General features: G+C 61.9%; 17 protein-coding genes. 7 read left to right on the top strand and 10 right to left on the bottom strand.

Going from position 1 to position 17346, the window contains the following annotated elements:
- Nucleotides 1–149 precede the first annotated feature (149 nt).
- Nucleotides 150–1079 carry a Gfo/Idh/MocA family protein gene (locus B0G62_RS17620; RefSeq protein WP_103705633.1) on the top strand — a complete coding sequence of 310 codons (930 nt, stop codon included), beginning with the start codon at nt 150–152 and terminating at the stop codon, nt 1077–1079.
- A gap of 25 nt (nt 1080–1104) precedes the next feature.
- Here the strand turns inward: B0G62_RS17620 and B0G62_RS17625 are convergent, their stop codons facing one another.
- From B0G62_RS17625 to B0G62_RS17655, 6 genes are all read right to left on the bottom strand, one after another.
- Nucleotides 1105–1830, bottom strand: a complete 726-nt coding sequence (locus tag B0G62_RS17625; RefSeq protein WP_103705505.1) for a FadR/GntR family transcriptional regulator — start codon at nt 1828–1830, stop codon at nt 1105–1107.
- 47 nt (nt 1831–1877) lie between these two features.
- Nucleotides 1878–2690 carry an ATP-binding cassette domain-containing protein gene (locus tag B0G62_RS17630; RefSeq protein ID WP_103705506.1) on the bottom strand — a complete coding sequence of 271 codons (813 nt, stop codon included), beginning with the start codon at nt 2688–2690 and terminating at the stop codon, nt 1878–1880.
- Nucleotides 2690–3697 (bottom strand): ABC transporter permease, encoded by a 1008-nt coding sequence (locus B0G62_RS17635; protein ID WP_103705507.1) that lies wholly within the window; start codon nt 3695–3697, stop codon nt 2690–2692. The genes B0G62_RS17630 and B0G62_RS17635 overlap by 1 nt, the downstream gene beginning before the upstream one ends.
- A complete protein-coding gene (locus tag B0G62_RS17640) occupies nt 3697–4818 on the bottom strand; it encodes a sugar ABC transporter substrate-binding protein (protein WP_103705508.1) in 1122 nt (373 codons plus the stop codon). The genes B0G62_RS17635 and B0G62_RS17640 overlap by 1 nt, the downstream gene beginning before the upstream one ends.
- Nucleotides 4819–5397: 579 nt before the next feature.
- Nucleotides 5398–6594, bottom strand: a complete 1197-nt coding sequence (gene fabV, locus B0G62_RS17650) for an enoyl-ACP reductase FabV (RefSeq protein WP_103705510.1) — start codon at nt 6592–6594, stop codon at nt 5398–5400.
- A gap of 175 nt (nt 6595–6769) precedes the next feature.
- Complete coding sequence (locus B0G62_RS17655; protein ID WP_103705511.1) at nt 6770–7777, bottom strand: NAD-dependent epimerase/dehydratase family protein; 1008 nt, start codon at nt 7775–7777, stop codon at nt 6770–6772.
- Nucleotides 7778–8046: 269 nt separating this feature from the next.
- Here B0G62_RS17655 and B0G62_RS17660 point away from each other — a divergent pair, with 269 nt between their 5' ends.
- Nucleotides 8047–8964 (top strand): LysR family transcriptional regulator, encoded by a 918-nt coding sequence (locus B0G62_RS17660; protein ID WP_103705512.1) that lies wholly within the window; start codon nt 8047–8049, stop codon nt 8962–8964.
- A gap of 185 nt (nt 8965–9149) precedes the next feature.
- On the opposite strand, the gene B0G62_RS17665 is transcribed toward B0G62_RS17660, so the two are convergent.
- The 4 genes from B0G62_RS17665 to hcaR form a co-directional block, all read right to left on the bottom strand.
- Complete coding sequence (locus B0G62_RS17665) at nt 9150–9515, bottom strand: BON domain-containing protein (protein WP_244193292.1); 366 nt, start codon at nt 9513–9515, stop codon at nt 9150–9152.
- 67 nt (nt 9516–9582) lie between these two features.
- Nucleotides 9583–10662: a porin gene (locus B0G62_RS17670; RefSeq protein ID WP_103705513.1), complete on the bottom strand. Its 1080-nt coding sequence runs from the start codon at nt 10660–10662 to the stop codon at nt 9583–9585.
- Nucleotides 10663–11459: 797 nt separating this feature from the next.
- A complete protein-coding gene (locus B0G62_RS17675; RefSeq protein WP_103705514.1) occupies nt 11460–11720 on the bottom strand; it encodes a DUF4148 domain-containing protein in 261 nt (86 codons plus the stop codon).
- Nucleotides 11721–11872: 152 nt separating this feature from the next.
- Nucleotides 11873–12760 carry a DNA-binding transcriptional regulator HcaR gene (gene hcaR, locus B0G62_RS17680; protein WP_103705515.1) on the bottom strand — a complete coding sequence of 296 codons (888 nt, stop codon included), beginning with the start codon at nt 12758–12760 and terminating at the stop codon, nt 11873–11875.
- Nucleotides 12761–12886: 126 nt separating this feature from the next.
- Between hcaR and hcaE the strand changes: the two genes are divergently transcribed.
- From hcaE to hcaD, 5 genes are all read left to right on the top strand, one after another.
- On the top strand, nt 12887–14242 hold the full coding sequence (gene hcaE, locus B0G62_RS17685; protein ID WP_103705516.1) for a 3-phenylpropionate/cinnamic acid dioxygenase subunit alpha: 1356 nt from the start codon (nt 12887–12889) through the stop codon (nt 14240–14242).
- The gene (gene hcaF, locus B0G62_RS17690; RefSeq protein WP_103705517.1) at nt 14239–14781 is read left to right on the top strand and encodes a 3-phenylpropionate/cinnamic acid dioxygenase subunit beta; all 543 of its coding nucleotides are present in this window, start codon (nt 14239–14241) and stop codon (nt 14779–14781) included. Before hcaE ends, hcaF begins: the two co-directional genes overlap by 4 nt.
- A gap of 2 nt (nt 14782–14783) precedes the next feature.
- Complete coding sequence (gene hcaC / locus B0G62_RS17695; RefSeq protein ID WP_103705518.1) at nt 14784–15107, top strand: 3-phenylpropionate/cinnamic acid dioxygenase ferredoxin subunit; 324 nt, start codon at nt 14784–14786, stop codon at nt 15105–15107.
- Nucleotides 15104–15916, top strand: a complete 813-nt coding sequence (gene hcaB / locus B0G62_RS17700; protein ID WP_103705519.1) for a 3-phenylpropionate-dihydrodiol/cinnamic acid-dihydrodiol dehydrogenase — start codon at nt 15104–15106, stop codon at nt 15914–15916. The genes hcaC and hcaB overlap by 4 nt, the downstream gene beginning before the upstream one ends.
- 140 nt (nt 15917–16056) lie before the next feature.
- A complete protein-coding gene (gene hcaD, locus B0G62_RS17705) occupies nt 16057–17277 on the top strand; it encodes a 3-phenylpropionate/cinnamic acid dioxygenase ferredoxin--NAD(+) reductase subunit (protein ID WP_103705520.1) in 1221 nt (406 codons plus the stop codon).
- The last annotated feature ends 69 nt before the right edge of the window (nt 17278–17346 follow it).

A 17346-nucleotide genomic window follows, 5' to 3' on the forward strand; every position in this document is an offset into this window, starting at 1 on the left:
ACTGACTGGAATGGCCGATCGGCGCGCATCGAACCCGCCTTGTCCGCGATTGCGTGCAGGCTCGATCCACTCGTGCTGCGCTGGGGAAAATGAAGTCATTCGGTATCCAGAATAAAATTATCGCTTTGGAAAAAGGATCGGAGATCGCCATGAATGCGTCGTACACCCTGGCTATCGTCGGCGTGGGCAAGATCGCGCGCGACCAGCACCTGCCCGCTATCGCGGGCAATCCCGGCTTCGAACTGGTGGCCGCCGCAAGCCGCAACGCCCAGGTCGACAACGTGCGCAACTACAGCGATATCGGCGAACTGCTGGGCGCCGAGCGCGAACTCGATGCCGTGTCGTTGTGCGCGCCGCCGCAGGTACGTTACGCGCAGGCGCGCGCCGCGCTCGAGGCGGGCAGGCACGTGATGCTCGAAAAGCCGCCGGGCGCGAGCGTGAGCGAAGTCGAAGCGCTGCGCGAACTCGCGAAGCAACACCAGCGCACGCTATTCGCCACCTGGCATTCGCGCTGTGCGAGCGCGGTCGAACCGGCGCGCGCGTGGCTCGCCACCCGTACGCTGTGTGCCGTGCATGTGCGCTGGAAAGAGGATGTGCGCCGCTGGCATCCAGGCCAGCAATGGATCTGGGAGCCGGGCGGTCTGGGCGTCTTCGATCCGGGCATCAATGCGCTGTCGATCGTCACGCATATCCTGCCGCGCGAAGTGCTGCTGCGCGGCGCGACGCTGCACGTGCCCAGCGACTGCGCCACGCCGATTGCCGCCGAACTCGATTGCATCGACACGGACGGCGTGCCCGTGCGCGCCGAATTCGACTGGCGCCACGGCCCGGTCGAGCAGTGGGAAATCGACGTGGAAACCACCGATGGTCTGCTGTCGATTTCGGAGGGCGGCAAGCGTCTTTCGATCAACGGCGACGCGGTCGAACTCGATGCCGAACGCGAATACGCGGCGCTTTACGAGCGTTTCCACTGGCTCATCGCGCACGGCACCGATGACGTGGACGTGCGCCCGCTGCGCCTTGTCGCGGACGCGTTCCTGCTCGGCAGGCATGTCGAAGTCGAGGCCTTCGGACACTGAGCGCCCGCACGCGTTTTCTCCTGATTCACGTCTCCAGCGCCGCGCCGCCCAGAATCGACCTGGCATCGGCGTGTGCATTGTCGAGCTGCACGACGCTTGCCTGGCGTGCCGCGAGCGCATCGCCATGTTCGATCGCCGTGAGGATCGCCTTGTGACGCGGCAGCGACAGCGCGTGCGTGTTCGGATGGCGGCTCGTGAGCTTGATCGACTCGCCGAGCGCGAGCGACAGCATATTGCCGATATAGCCGAGCATGTCGTTATGCGTGGCGGCCATGATCGCGCGATGGAACTCCAGATCGGGTTCGAGCAGATCGTCGGCGGTTTGGGCCTTTTCCATGCGTGCGTAGGCGGCGGCGATGCGCGCGCGGTCCTCGTCGGTGGCGCAAATCGCCGCGAGTGCGGCAGCCGCCGGCTCGATGATCTGCCGCACGGTCAGGAGCGAGCGGAAGAATTCGCCTTCGGGCAGGCTGTTGACGGTCCAGAACAGCACGTCGGGGTCGAGCATGTGCCATTCTTCGCGTGGGCGCACCACGCTGCCCACGCGCGGCTTCGACACCACGAGACCCTTGGCCACCAGCACGCGCGTCGCCTCGCGCAACACCGGGCGGCTTACGCCATAGGTTTCGCACAACGTGGGTTCGGCAGGCAGACGCTGACCGGGCGGGAGCGTGCCGCCGACGATCTGCATGCCGAGCTCCTGCACGATGCGCGCGTGCATGCTCTTGCGTTTCTCCAGATTGCGGTAATCCATAGATGATCCGACCGGGCGTGCCGGTCGGACATGCCCCCTGTATGCGGCTACTGCGCGCTGGTGGCGCGCATCGCCCGGTATTCCCGCCGCACGATGTCCATGAGCTCCGCCACCGAAGTGAGCGCGCTCTTTTGTTCATATGTCACGCGGCCCCGCTGCATCAACATGATGCGATCCGCGATGTCGAGCGTCTGCGCATAGTTGTGCATGATCATGATAATGGATAGCCCGCCCTTTTCCTTGAGACGCGTGACGAGGTCGATAATCAAGCCCGCCTCGCGTGCGCCCATGGCGGCGAGCGGCTCGTCGAGCAGCAGGATCTTCGCGTTCGAATACACGGCGCGCGCCACCGCGATTGCCTGGCGCTGACCGCCCGAAAGCCGCTCCACCGGCAGATCCACGGACGGCACATGTACGCCGATATCATCCAGACATTGCGCCGCGCGCTCGCGCATCTGCTTGTGATCGAGCAGCTTGAACGGCCCGCGCCGCACGATCTCGCGGTTCAGGAACATGTTGTGATAGATCGACAGCGAGTTCGCGAGCGCGAGATCCTGATAAACGCATTCGATACCTAGCGAGCGGGCGTGATCGACGGAACGCAGCAGCGTTTGCTGACCGTCGATATAAAGCGTGCCGTCGGTCTGCTGATGAAAGCCCGTGAGGATTTTCACGAGCGTCGATTTGCCCGCGCCGTTGTCGCCCAGAATGCCGAGGATTTCCCCCTTGCCGAGCGTGAGCGACACGCCGTCGAGCGCCGTGACCGCGCCGAAGCGTTTGACGAGCTGGTCGCCGCGCAGCGCGAGCGGCGCGGCGGGATTCGTGCTCCCCGGAGCGGAGAAAGCCTGTGATTCGTCCATCAGCGGCCTCGCTTGCGGCGGATGCGGCCGACGTGAATATTGAAGATCATCGCGGCGAGAATCGCGGCGCCCAGGATGATGTTGAACGTGAAGGCGTTGATGCCGATGAGTGTGAAGCCGTCGTTGAGGATGCCCAGCACCGCCGCGCCGATCAGCCCGCCCACGATCGTGCCCGAGCCGCCCGTAAGCGGCGTGCCGCCGATCACGGCGGCAGCCACGGCGAGAAACATGATCTGGTTGCCGCCGGCCTGCGGATCGATCGAGGTGATACGAAAGCCTTCCAGAATACCGGTCAGGCCCGCGAGCACGGCGGCCAGAACGAAGTTGCCCAGGCGCAGCCGGTTCACCTGAATGCCCGCTTCGCTCGCGCCCAGCGGGTTCGCGCCCGCGGCCTGCGTATGCAGACCCCAGCGCGTATGGCGCAACAGCGTGTGCATGACCACGGCGAGGGCCACGGTCCAGATAATCTCGCTATAGCCCCACGCGCCCATGAAGCCCGCGAACGTTGGCGACCCGGGCGTGGGCGCGGGCGTGCCGCGCGAGACGGTCAGCGTGATGCCGTTGATCAGAAACAGCGTGCCGAGCGTGGTGACGAAGGAGGGCAGCCGCAGCCATACGGTCACGGCGCCGTTCACGAAACCGATGATCGCCGCCGCCACCAGCCCCGCGACCACGGCGAGCCACATCGGCGCGCCCGCGTCGTTGGCGAACACCATCATGAACGGCGCGAACGCGAACACCATGCCCGCCGAAAGATCGATATCGCCGCCGATCATCAGCATGATTTCGCCGAACGCGATGATCGCGACCGGCGCGATGAACTGCGAGAGATTGACGAGGCTGGCGTCGGTGAGCAGAAAATCGTGATTCGCGAATTCGAAGTACGCGGCCAGCAGCACGGCTACCAGCAGGATGCGCAGTTCGGCCGCCCAGTGGGCGGTCCACGACACACCCGCGCGCCGGGGCGCGCGGGCTTCGACCTTGCCGGGTTCGTTCACTGTGTCCATCACGACTTGATTGCACCGCTCATCGGCACGATTTGCGGCTTGGTGGTCTTGCCTTCATAACGCGTCGAGGTGTTCAGATACGGCTCGACCGTCGACTTCGTCACGAACTTCAGACCCGTGTTGATGTTGGCCGGCCCCACCAGGCCGCCCGAGGCGAGGAACACGAACGCCTCCATCACCGTATAGAAGCCCTGCACATAGGGCTGCTGGTCGATGGTGAAATCGAGGAAGCCTTCGTGAATGAGCTGGATCGTGGTGGGCAGCAGATCGAAACCGCCGCCGTGCACGCCCTTCGACGGCAGGTTCGATTCCTTCATCACCTGCGCCACGCCCTGCGTGCTGCCCGCATCGACGGCGAACATGCCCTTGAGATCCTGGTGGCCCAGATAGAACGACTTGATCTTCGAGAGTTCCTCGTTGACGGTCGCGCCCGTGGCCACGGTCTGAATGTCGATCTTCTTGCCCGACTTCTTGATGGCGTCGCTCGCGCCGTCTAGGCGCGGCTGGATGTTCAACTGGCCAGGCGTGGCGATGAACAGCGCCACCATGCCGCTATCGATGAGGCTCGCGATGCGCTCGCCCATCTGATAGCCCGAGAGATACAGATCCTGGCCGATATAGGCGAGACGCGGATTGCTCTTGCCGCGCGGCGCGTCGGCGTTATACGCGAACACGGGAATGCCCGCGTCGAGGGCGGCCTGAATGGGCTTGTCGAAGGCGCTCGGGTCGACGATCGGCACGGCGATGGCGTCGGCCTTGGCGGCGATGGCGGAGTTGACCGCCCGCACCATTTCGCCAGCGTCCGAGGTGGCCGAGCCGGTCCACTGATAGTCCATGCCGAGCATCGAGCAGGCATCCTGAATACCATACTGCGTCGGCACGAAGAACGGGTTCGTGGTCACGTGATTGACGAACACGATCCTCCATTTCTTGTGCGACGGGAAGGCCGTTTCGGCGGCCTGCGCCGAGGAAACCAAACCTCCTGCACCACCACCAAGCGCCCCCATGAGCGAGAGCGCTGCGCCCAAACCCGCGCCTTGCATGAGGCCGCGCCGCGCGGCGTTCAGACCGGTGTTGCCCGCTTCCTTTGTGTCCTTGTCGTCATCCCGTTGCTGCGCCATGTCTTCCTCCGATTCTCGTTGTCGTGGGTCGATGTGCTCGACGTTGCGTCGCTTTCGTCGATTGCATGCAGATGCTGGGCGGCACCGGGAGTGCGTGGTTCGGAAACGCGGCAGCGTGGGAGACACGTGCCGTTCGGTACCGCAAAAAGCTTAGTGCAGCGCATTGCGGCTCCTAATCCATGTATACCCCTAACTAGTCGGACTATTCTCTACGCTGCTTCGTCACGCCTCGCGCGTGGCGCGCTGCAGCAGACAAAACGCGCAGAACGGGGCGTCGATCACGGGGCGCGCGACCGGCAGACCCATCCGCAGCGCGGATGATCGCAAACGTCATGCCGATCGCAACGATCAGCAGGAACGCGTTATCGAAGAGGAATCCCAACAATGCTTGCAGCGAGAAAGAGACGTGGCGCGCGCAGCAGCAGCCTCTTTCGGTGGACGGTAGAGGCTATCGCAGCTCTAGCCGAAGAATGCGAGCGGCCCATGCCGCTGCCGATTGGCGCGACGTTGACAGCCGCGCCGATTCGTTGCCCGCGCAACGAGCGTGGCCCGTTGCGCGAAAACACGACTAAAGCGTGATTACTTCTCGATGATGCCCGGAATCGCGACGTTCGGATTGACGTCGGCGGTGTAGTCCACGCCTTCGATGCCGAAGCCGAACAGGCGCAGGAACTCCGTCTTGTAGCCGGCGAAATCGGTCATTGCGTAGATGTTGTCGTCCGCGACTTCGTCCCACCAGGCCTTGACCTGCGCCTGGATGGCGGGATCGAGTTCCTTGTAGTCGGCGCGCAGGCGGCCTTCGTCGTCGAGGATCGGCGTGGCGCTGTAGAGCGAGTCCTTGTAGAGACCGTAGACCTGCTCGATGCAGCCTTCGTGCGTGCCGTTGGCCTTCATCGCGCGGAACAGCAGCGAGAGGTACAGCGGCATGATCGGGATCGCCGAGCTGGCCTGCGTCACCACCGCCTTGAGCACCGCGACGCGCGCGTCGCCGCCCGTGGCTGCGAGCTTCGCGCGAATGTCCAGCACCTTCTGGTCCAGATCCTTCTTGGCCTGGCCAATCGAGCCGTTCCAGTAGATGTCGTGCGTGACTTCCGCGCCGAGGTAGGTGAAGGCCGTGGTCTTCGCGCCATCGGCCAGCGCGCCGGCGGCTGCCAGCGCGTCGATCCACATCTGCCAGTCTTCACCGCCCATCACGGCCACCGTACCGTCGATTTCGGCCTGGCTGGCCGCTTCGAGCACGGTTTCCTTGACGACTTCCTTGTCGGTGTCGATGCCGCGCATGCGCAGCGTCTTGCCAACCGGCTTGAGCGTCGAGTTGTGCACTTCGCCCGTGACCGGGTGCGTGCGGCGCGGGGCGGCGAGGCTGTAGACCACGAGGTCGACCTGGCCGAGATCGCGCTTGATCGTCTCGATGGTTTCCTGCTTGATGGCGTTCGAGAACGCGTCGCCGTTGATGGTTTTCGCGTAGAGACCCTTCTGGGTCGCGAACTTCTCGAAGGCCGCCGTGTTGTACCAGCCAGCCGTGGCCGGGCGCGTGTCGGTGCCGGCGCGCTCGAAGCAGACGCCGAGCGTGGCCGCATCCGAGCCGAAGGCCGCCGAGATGCGGGCGGCCAGGCCGTAGCCCGTCGAGGAACCGAGCACGAGCACGCGCTTCGGGCCGTTGGCCACGGGGCCGTTTTGGGTAACGTATTCGATTTGCTGAGCGACGTTGGCTTCGCATCCCGCCGGATGGGCCGTCACGCAAATGAAGCCGCGGACGCGCGGTTCGATAATCATCAGACTTCTCCGTAAGTCGCATGGTGCATGCAGGAACGGGGCGCATTTTAGCGCGAGCCTGCGTTGCGGGCCATCGATGGCGGTTTTTGCGAGGCTTTTGGGGGCCGGGTCGAGGCGTTCCAGGCCGCGTTTGAGCCGGTTTTGACCGCTGCTTCGGAGTCGTCCAGGGGCGGGATCAGTGCACGGCGGCCACCTGGTTTTGGGCTGCCGGCAGGCAGCCCAGGCCCAGCAGCGTGGCTTCCACGGCGGCGTCGAGCGGCGTATGCGGTTCGCGGCCGAGTGTCGCGACGAGGCGTGTGTTGTCCAGTTCGAGCGTCTCGCGCCAGAGATAACGCATCTCCAGCATTTCTCGCGGCGTGGTCGCAAAGAGCGCCGCGATGTAGATCAGCGGCCAAGGGAATGCGCCGCACCTGACCGTGAGGCCGTGCCGCGCGGCCACGCGGCAGAGCGCGGCGGGCATCTGCGTGCCGTCGGCGTCCCAGTGACCGGCCATGTGAAAGCGCGCGAAGGGCGCGAGTGCGGCGCGCTGCTCGATCAGTTCGAGCATGGTGCGCGCGACATCGGGCACATAGCCCCAACTGTGGCCCGCGCCGGGCGTGCCCGGCTCGCGCACCGTGCGCAGCGGTCGGCCCGGCGTCAGGAAGCCCTGCGCAAGCCAGCTATTGCCCACGCGCGGCCCGAAGAAGTCGCCCGTGCGGACCACGATGGCGCGCACGTCGCGCGCGGTGGCGGCCTCGATGCGCCGCTCCAGCTCCACACGGATCGCGCCCTTGCGGGTGCGCGGCTGTTGCGGCGCGTCCTCCGCGACGAGGGGCAGCGCGTCCGGGCCGTAGTTGTAGACCGTGCCGGGCAGAACCACGGTGGCGCGCGCGGCCTGCGCGGCGGCGAGCGTGTTGTCGATCATCGGCAGCACGAGATCGGCCCAGCGCCGATAGCCCGGCGGATTCACCGCATGCACGATGACCTCGCAGCCCTGCGCGGCGCGCATGACGGCTGCGCGGTCCATTACGTCGCCTTGCACGGTTTCGATTCCGCCGGCGTTGGCGTTGCTTCCCACGTTGCGCTGCAGCGCCCGCACGCGCCAGCCTGCGCCGGTCAACTGCCGCGCGACCTCGCCGCCGATGCCGCCGCTCACGCCCAGCACGAGCGCCGTGCGGGCCGTTCCGTTGAGGTCTGCCGCCATGTTCGTTCTCGCTTGAAAGAAGTGTCGATGGCTGTATTCTGCGCGCCTCGTCGCTCATAAAAAATTGCCTGGAATTGCGTAGCCGCTATACATTTATGCATGGATTCGAATCTCAATCGGGAACTATCCGTACCCATTAGTTGAGAGGCCAGGGGCACGCGAGCATGGCCGTCTAATATCGGACATACCGATCTGGTCGATTCGCGGGTGCGCCGACCGCCTATAAGAGAAGTTCAACCCGATCTACTTGTGTATAAAAAGTGCAAGCCATGGCTGAAAGCGAACCAAACTGGGACTGGTACCGGAGCTTCCTGCAGGTCCTCGAGACAGGCTCACTATCAGCGGCGGGACGCAGGCTAGGCCTGGCGCAGCCGACAGTCGGCCGACATATCGACGGTCTTGAGGCTGCGTTGGGACTCAAGCTCTTTACTCGCTCGTCCGATGGTTTTTCGCCAACGGATGCCGCTTGTGAACTGCGGTCGTTCGCGGCTCATCTTGCGGCGACCGAAGCTGCGCTGCGGCGAGTCGCTAGCGGTCACGGATCAGGTGTCCGTGGGACGGTGCGCGTAACGGCGAGCGAGGTAGTCGGTGTCGAGGTTTTGCCTCCGATACTCGCTGCTCTGCACGAGAAGCATCCGGAACTGACCATCGAACTGGTGCTATCGAACGAAGCAGACGATCTTCTGCGTCGCGAATCGGACATTGCGGTACGCATGTTCCGTCCAGTTCAGGAGGTACTCGTCGCCAAACGCATTGGAGGGATTGAAGTCGGTCTGCATGCCCACGAACGCTATCTAGCGCGATATGGTGTGCCGACTTCGATGGATGAGTTGTCTCGCCACTCGATTATTGGATTTGATCAGGAAAACGCATTTGTTCGCTCGATACAGGAAAAATGCCGCGCCCTCACAAGAAATTATTTTGCATTTCGGGCCGATAGCCACCTGGCGCAACTGAGTGCGATACGCGCTGGATTGGGTATTGGCTTTTGCCAGACACAGTTGGCGGCGAGAGATCAAAGTCTGGTCCGGGTTCTTCAGCACGAGTTTTCGTTGACGATGGACACGTGGATAGTCATGCACGAAGACCTGCGGAGCAGCGCTCGCTATGCCGTGACATTTGAAGCGCTTGCTGCGGGCCTGAAGGCATATATACAAGGCGAAAGCAGTTTTCCTTTGCAGGACTGAACGTTTAGCCGACTCAGCGCCTTCGGCGTGTGTATCCGTCGCGCAATCATCGTGTTCAGTATTCGCGCACGTGGGCCTCGTCAATCTGTGTGAACTCAATCGATGCAGTGCCGGGGCGCGCAGCGTCTCGCACAGCGGCAGGTAATAGCCGTAATCGTGCGATTACGCAGTGCGCCCCGTGATCGTTACTGCCCTTGCGCCTTGATAGTGAGGCTGTTCTGTACGGCGCTTACGCCTTGCACGCTCTGCGCTGCCGAAACAACAAGGCCGATCTGATCAGCTTCGGGCACGGAACCGCCAAGCAGGATATGGCCACTCTTCGCGACCACGATGACGTTGCTTGAGTCGAGCCCCTTGACCTTGACCAGCGCACGACGCACCGCCTTGGCGAGTTGCCGGTTGGCCTTGCGCATCTCCTTCGGCGTGAGCGGTGCGGCAGCCGACACCGAAGCCGGTACCGACGCAGCCTCGCTGCCCTGGGCGTGAGCGCTACCCATGCCGAACGCGATCAGGGCGCACGCGGTCAATGGGATCCAGCGGATATTTTTCATGATCTACTTTCCTCAACGGATGACACTGGAACGATGAAGGTTGACGGGCTGCAAGCCACGGACTTCATCAGAAGATATGACGAATGCCCAGGTCCGCGCCGACCGTGGTACCCGCTACGCCGTTGAATGCACCGTTCACCGAGAGGCCCGTATTCATCGCGCCGTGGTTGTTCACAATACCGATCTGCGCGTACAGGGTCGTGGCGCGCGAGAGGTAATAGTCTGTGCCGAGGCCGCCCAAAATGGAGTGATTACGGGTATTGTCGCGGTCGCTGGTGTACCACACGCCACCGTTGATATCCAGTTGGGGCAGCACGAGATAGTCGAGGCCGCCACCATAGACATTGTTGTTGAACGAACCCGCCACCTTGTAGTTGGTGAAAGAGGCCTTGGCAGTCAGCTTGCCGAACTTGTACGAAGCGCCGATCATGCGCCCCTCGAATCCGACGGTGGTGGGTAATGGCGTGGCGACCGTGCCGCCGCTGTTACCGTCGAAAAACGCGGCGTTGACCATGAGGCTGCCGTTGTCGTACTTGAGATTCGCCGAGTACTGGCGGCCCGCCTGGAAGTTGCCCGCTTCGCCGCCCAACGCGAGCATCACGCTGCCCTGAAGGCCCGCAATCGTCGGGCTCGTGTACGAAAGCGCATTCGCGGTGAAGATGCCGGTGCCCACGACATTGTTCAGATAGCTGATGAGGCTACTGGCGAACTGGGAAGCGCCGCGTGGATCGAGTTCGTAAAGCGACAGGAAGAACGGGGAAAACTGCAGACCGGCCTTCACTTCACCGTAGTTGCTGTTCAAGCCCACCCAAGCCTGACGGCCGAAGAAGTTTCCGTTCGAATCGCCGAATCCGCCATTCGACACGCTGATGCCGCTTTCGAGCTTGAACTCCGCCTTCAGGCCGCCGCCCAGATCTTCGTTGCCCATCAAGCCGAACTGCGAGGGCGAGGTGCCGCTGTCGATCATCGAGAACTGTTTGCCCGCATTCTGCCCTGTCGTCGTGTTGAGGGTCTTGCTCGTGTAGAGCAGGCCGCCATCGACAAGGCCATACAACGTGACACTACTCTGCGCGTACGCCGCGCTTCCAGCCAACATGCCCGCTACTGCGGCGATGAGCTTCAAGGCAACGGTTCTTTGCTTATACATCGATTGTCTCCTGCTAGACGGCTCTGTTGCCGTCGATTGGTCATGCCGTCTTCCAAACCTTCCAGATTTATTGGTTATTCCATACAATCAGGCTTCGAAATTATTCGTAAATGTGAACTCCTCCGGTAACAACGCGACACTCGCCAATGCATGCCCGCATCGCGTAACGATTAACGAAATCAGTGGACGAACGGCCTGGGTGAATAGGGGCGTACCCGTGCGCGTAAGCGAACCTTGAAAAGCGAGCCGCTCATGGGCGCATGCAGTTTTTTGCGCGGGTAATGAAATGAAGCGTGTCTCCTTTCCTCTTTGGTTTTATTCAGGCCCGGTTGAGTCTAAGCGGCAGTTTTTAGTACTCGCAAGTTAATTCAAGAAATGTGCAAAGAATGCACGTCATTGAAACGTAACGACTTTTTTAGACAAAAACTCCCATTTTGCGTGTCAAGACAGGGCAAGTCCTGGAAGTGTTTCCTTCTGTTTGAACGCGATCGATGAGGGTCGTCACCAGGCATCGAATGACGCCTTGGAGCAGTAATTGCGCTTCAGTTGCGCGCACAACTAACTGTCCGCAGCGTGATATGGGGTTTAAACCGGTGGGTTTGCGGTCACGGTAGCCGTCACGTGCAGCGGCTCGGGCGTGGGCGCGATACGCTGCCGCATATTGCCGACTCACCCGGGGTCCAGGCGAAGCCCCCGGAGCCTTTTAGGCGGAGGTGTCGAACGCCCTCCCCAAAAAAACAGGCCCGTTCTCTCGTATGAGATACGGGCCTGTTTTGTCGGACGAGCCGGCTTAGTACTTACTTGCCAGCCTGCGAGGTGCCGTTGGTGGCGCCGCCGTAAGTGGCGGCATTACTGTTCTGCTGCGCGACGATCACTTCAGCGCGTTGCAGACTGGTCGGGTAGTTCATCCAGTCATTCGGGTTGTAACCGGCCTTTTCAAGCTGGGCGAGTTGTGCGCGAACCTCGGCACGGGTAACCGGCTCGTTCGATTGCGCGAACGACAGCGCTGGAGCAGCGAGTGCCGCGACGACAATAGCGAATTTGATAAACGTCTTCATGGCAAACTACCTCCGATATTTTTTCAGTTGTGCTGCGAATCTTTTGTTTCCGCAGTTGATGGAGGGAGTATGCGGGGCGGGTGTATTGGGGTAAATGCCGGTATTTTAGATACATCGTTGCGCAACTCGATATAGTCGACGCAGCCAGGATCTCAACGCGTAATCGCAGTGCTACGCACGAGTTCAAGCAGATTCTCCAGAGAAGCAGAACGATTGTCGGCGCGATACACCATCAGCAGATCGATAGATGGTGGCTCGCAATCCAGCGGCCGGCAACAGATCGCCTCACCCGCCAATGAGGACACATAGGCGGGCAGCAACGCATACCCGAGTCCCATTCCCACCAGATTCAGATTGAGCAGAATATTCGTTGCGACCTGCACCACGCTGCGGCGCAGTCCGTGCGTCGCAAAGTAGTCCTCCACCACGTTATAGAGCTTCCCCGAAAATTGCGGATCGCTACTGATGAACGCTTCGCCGTCGAGCTTTTCCAGCGGGATGCGCTCCAGTTTCGCCAACGGATGAGCGGCTGGCAGAAGCACCACCAGTTCCTCCGTTAGTACAACCTCGCTGTCAAGCTCGGCGGAATGGACCGGTTCGCGCATGAACGCCACATCAATATCGTCCCTGAGCAATGCGTCTTCCTGCTCCAGTGTCGGCAGGCTGCGCAGTTCGACATTCAATTGAGGAAAGCGCATACGCAACTTGGGAAGGATGGAGGGGAAAACCCTCGCTTCGGCGGCCGGCACAAAGCCGATCGTCACCGTCCTGTCCCCTTGCTGGACAACATGGCGCGCGCGTGCGACGGCCCTGTCCGCTTGCGCCAGCGTCAGACGCGCCTCGGACAGAAACACTTTTCCCGCCTCGGTGAGCTCGACCTTCCGGTTCGAACGCTCGAGTAACTGCACACCGACTTCGCTCTCCAGATCACGAATCTGCTGACTAAGCGAAGGCTGCGCCGTATGAAGTAGTGTCGCCGCACGAGTGAAGTTCAACTCGTCGGCAACCGTGACGAAGTAACGCAGATGTCGAAGTTCCATGCGCGCCTGGTATTGTTGAAACGTCTCACATGAGACGAACTAGATATTTTACAGGCTGAGCGGCTGGCCCGATCATTCGTCCACCGCATCCCGGATAGCGTGGATGCTCTGGAGGAGATGAGACAAATGACCGCCAAAGTGGACATCGATACATTGGTCGACGCGCAAAACGGCCGCGTCACCCCGCTGATTTATACCGACCCCGCCATCTACGAGCTTGAGCTCGAACGGATCTTCGGCCGCTGCTGGCTGTTCCTCGCGCACGTGAGCCAGATTCCGAAGGCCGGCGACTTCTTCAACACCTATATGGGCGAAGACCCGATCGTCGTGGTGCGTCAGAAGGACGGCTCGGTGAAGGCTTTTCTCAATCAGTGCCGCCATCGCTCGATGCGCGTGAGCTTCGCCGATTCGGGCAATACCCGCGCTTTCACCTGCCCGTACCACGGCTGGTCCTATGGCGTCGACGGCACGCTGGTCGAGGTGCCGCTCGAACAGCGTGCCTATCCGCATGGCCTGTGCAAGGAGAAGCTGAGTCTGCAGGAAGTGTCTCGCGTGGCTATCTACAAGGGCTTGATCTTCGGTAACTGGGATGCCGCCGCTCCAAGCCTGGAAGAGTACATGGGCGATATCGCCTGGTACCTGGATGGCGTGCTCGATCGCCGTGAGGGCGGCACCGAGATCGTCGGCGGCGTGCACAAGTGGGTGATCGACTGCAACTGGAAGTTCCCCGCCGAACAGTTCACGAGTGACCAGTATCACGCGCTGTTCACCCACGCCTCCGCAGTCCAGGTGCTCGGTGCGCAGCCAGACAGCGCCGACAAGGCCCTGGGCGCTGGACAGACGGCGCGGCCCGTCTGGGAAACCGCGAAGGATGCCATCCAGTACGGTCAGGATGGCCACGGCAGCGGCTTTTTCTTTACCGAACAGCCCGATGCCAACGTCTGGGTCGACGGTGAAGTGTCGCAATACTTTCGCGATACCTACCCGGAAGTCGAGCAACGCCTGGGCAAGGTCCGCGCGCTGCGCCTGGCGGGACACAACAACATGTTCCCGACACTGTCCTGGCTGAACGGTACCGCGACCCTGCGCGTATGGCACCCGCGCGGTCCGAACCAGGTGGAGGTCTGGGCGTTCTGCATTGCCGACAAGGATGCGTCGGACGAGGTCAAGGCGGCGTTCGAACGCAGCGCAACCCGCGCGTTCGGTCCGGCGGGTTTCCTCGAACAGGATGATTCGGAGAACTGGGTAGAGATCCAGAAGGTCCTGCGCGGTCAGCGCGCCAGGAAGACTGCGCTATGCGTGGAAATGGGGCTGAACAACGAACGCGTGCGCGACGACGGCATTCCTGGCATTACCAACTACATCTTTTCCGAAACCGCGGCGCGCGGCATGTATCGGCGCTGGGCCGACCTGTTGATTTCGGATACGTGGGATGAAGTCCATCAGCGTACGCAACAGTTTCAGCAGGAGCTGATGAAATGAACCTCGAAGTCGATACTCCTCGCGCCTGCGTGCCGCTCGCACTGCATCACGAAATCTCCCAGTTTCTGTACCGGGAAGCCGCGCTGCTTGACGACTGGAACTTCCGGAACTGGTTGGATCTGATGTCGCAAGACATCAGCTACACCATGCGCACGGTTGTGAACGCCCAGACGCGGGACCGCCGCCGAAGCGTTCAACCGCCAACGACGTGGATCTTCAACGACACCTGGTATCAACTCGAACGCCGCGTCGCCCGTCTCGAAACCGGCATGGCGTGGGCCGAAGAACCGCCCTCGCGCACCCGCCACCTGGTGACCAATATTCAGGTAATGCCCGGCGAGCTTGATGGCGAGTTCGACGTGCGCCTGAACTACATCCTGTACCGCGCCCAAAAGGAGCGTGACGAGACCTTCTACGCCGGCGTGCGCCATGATCGTGTGCGCAGGACCGACAGCGCAGACGGCTGGCAGGTGTGCCGCCGCGAGATCGTGCTCGACCAGGTGGTGTTGACTTCCCATAATCTCAGTGTGCTTTTCTAATCATGGCCCGTATTTTTGTTTGTCAGAACGACTCGCTGGGCGAAGGCGAAGCTATCAAGCTGGAGCGCTTGTCGCTCGCCATTGCCGTGGTGAATTCCGGCGGTAGCTTCTATGCCATCAGCGATCGTTGCAGCCATGGCAATGCGTCGATGTCGGAAGGCTATATCGAAGACGACGGCACGGTTGAATGTCCGCTGCATTCAGCGCGCTTTTGCCTGAAGACCGGCAAGGCCCTATGCCAGCCGGCAACCGAACCGCTCTCGACCTTTCCCGTCGTGGTGGTTGACGATGCCATCTATGTCGACCTTCCGGAGGCACCGCAATGAACTGGCTCAAGGATGAAGCGGTACTGGTGACGGGCGGGGGCTCCGGCCTTGGTTTGGCGCTGGTCGAGCGCTTTCTGCAAGAAGGCGCGCACATTGGCGTGCTTGAGCGATCCGCGGAAAAGGTCGATGCATTGCGCTCGCGCTTTGGCGATGCGATTGTCGTTGTCCAGGGCGATGTTTGCCGTTATGAAGACAATGCGCGGGCCGTCGCCGATGTGGTTGGCAAGTTTGGCAAGCTCGACTGTTTCATCGGCAACGCCGCGGTCTGGGACCATGGCGCGAGTCTGATGAACCTGACGCCCGAGCAACTGGACCAGGGCTTCGACGAGCTGTTCTCGATCAACGTCAAGGGCTATCTGCTGGGCGCGAAAGCCGCCGCCGAAGCGCTGATCGCGTCGCAGGGGAGCATTATTTTCACGCTCTCCAATTCGTCCTTCTATCCGGGCGGCGGCGGACCGCTCTATACGGCCAGCAAGCATGCCGCGACCGGCCTGATCCGTGAACTGGCTTACGAACTGGCGCCCAGGGTACGCGTCAACGGGGTTGGGCCGTGCGGCATGGCCAGCGATCTGCGCGGGCCGGCATCGCTCGGCCAGGAGGGGATGCGCATTATGGATTCGCGCACACCGGAAGCCATCGCCAGCATCCTGCCACTGCAGTTCTTCCCGCAGACAACCGACTTCACCGGACCCTTCGTGCTGCTCGCCTCGCGGGCGAACAACCGCACGCTAAGCGGCGTCATGATCAACGCCGATGCAGGTCTCGGCATCCGTGGCATCCGGCACACCGCTGGCGGCCTGCACCTGTAATTTTCATTGGTCTTCCGGAAAAGGGCTGGCCGCGCGCCGTACGGTGCGCGGCAGCGTTCGGGATAGGCATTGATCAACGAATGGATCGCGGGGACGGGTTTGACACCCAGTCGCCTGGCAATCCTAAATGGAATTCCACAATGAAAAAGCCGATATTCGTGATTGTGGGTGCCGGCCAGGCTGGTGCGACGGCTGCCGCTGAACTGCGCCAGAACGGCTTTGAAGGCCGGATCGTGCTGATTGGTGACGAGCCGCACGCCCCCTACGAACGGCCGCCGCTTTCAAAGGATGTCTTGTTGCAGCCGGAGAGTACCCGCTGCCAGCTCTTTGCCGACGGGTTTTACGATGAGCAGGACATCGAGATCAAACTGGGCACGCCGGTCAGCGCTATTGATCCCGATGCGCGCACGGTCGTGTTGTCCAGCGGAGAAACCCTCTCATTCGACAAGCTGTTGCTGGCGACCGGCGCGCAGGTTCGGCGCCTGCCGCTGCTGGATCAACTGGGCGGCGACGTCTATACCTTGCGTACATTGGACGACGCCCGCAAGCTGCAGTCGGTCCTTCAGCCCGAGCGGCGCATCGTGCTGGTCGGCGGTGGCGTCATCGGCCTGGAGCTGGCTTCCAGCGCCGTCGATCTCGGCGCCCACGTTACGGTGATCGAACAAGCCCCGATGGCGATGGGACGCTGTTCGCCCCGCATCCTGACCGAGTTTCTGTGCGATGTGCATCGCAAGCGTGGCGTCGTCTTGCACCTGGGGACGCCGTTGGCCCAGGCCGTGCGCGAAAACGGCGAAATTGTCGTGACGCTACAGGACGGCACCCGGGTGGTGGGCGATGCGGTCATTTACGGTATCGGCGTCGACCCTGACACCCGTTTGGCCAGCGCAGCCGGCCTGAACGTGGATGGCGGGATCCTGATCGATGAAGACTGCGCTACCTCACATCCTGGCATCTATGCGGCGGGCGACGCAGCGCGCCAATGGGACGCGGCCAATCGTCAGTATCATCGTCGCGAAACCTGGGAGAATGCAAAAAACCAGGCGATTACCGCGGCGAGAGCCATGATGGAAGTCGAACCTACCAAAACCGATGTCCCCTGGTTCTGGACTGATCAGTGCGGAGCAAATATCCAGTTCGCCGGCGACATGCTCGCCGAAGAGTGGATCGTGCGCGGCCAGATGGATGAATCGCGTTTCATGCTGTTCGGTTTGAATGCTGGCGAACTGGTGGGCGCGATTACCGTGAATCAGGGGCGCGACATGCGCAGCGCACGGATGCTTATCGCGAAGCGGGCACGTTTCGCGCCGGATGTCTGGCAGGACCCGCAGAATAGCCTGCGATCGCTGGTGAACGTTGCTTGAATCCGGAGCCCCGGCACAATAGTGCTGGCTCAGGTTCTCGTGTGAGGTTCTGTAGCGGTAAGCCGGTTC

The organism is Paraburkholderia eburnea (assembly GCF_002917095.1).
GTDB lineage: Bacteria > Pseudomonadota > Gammaproteobacteria > Burkholderiales > Burkholderiaceae > Paraburkholderia > Paraburkholderia eburnea.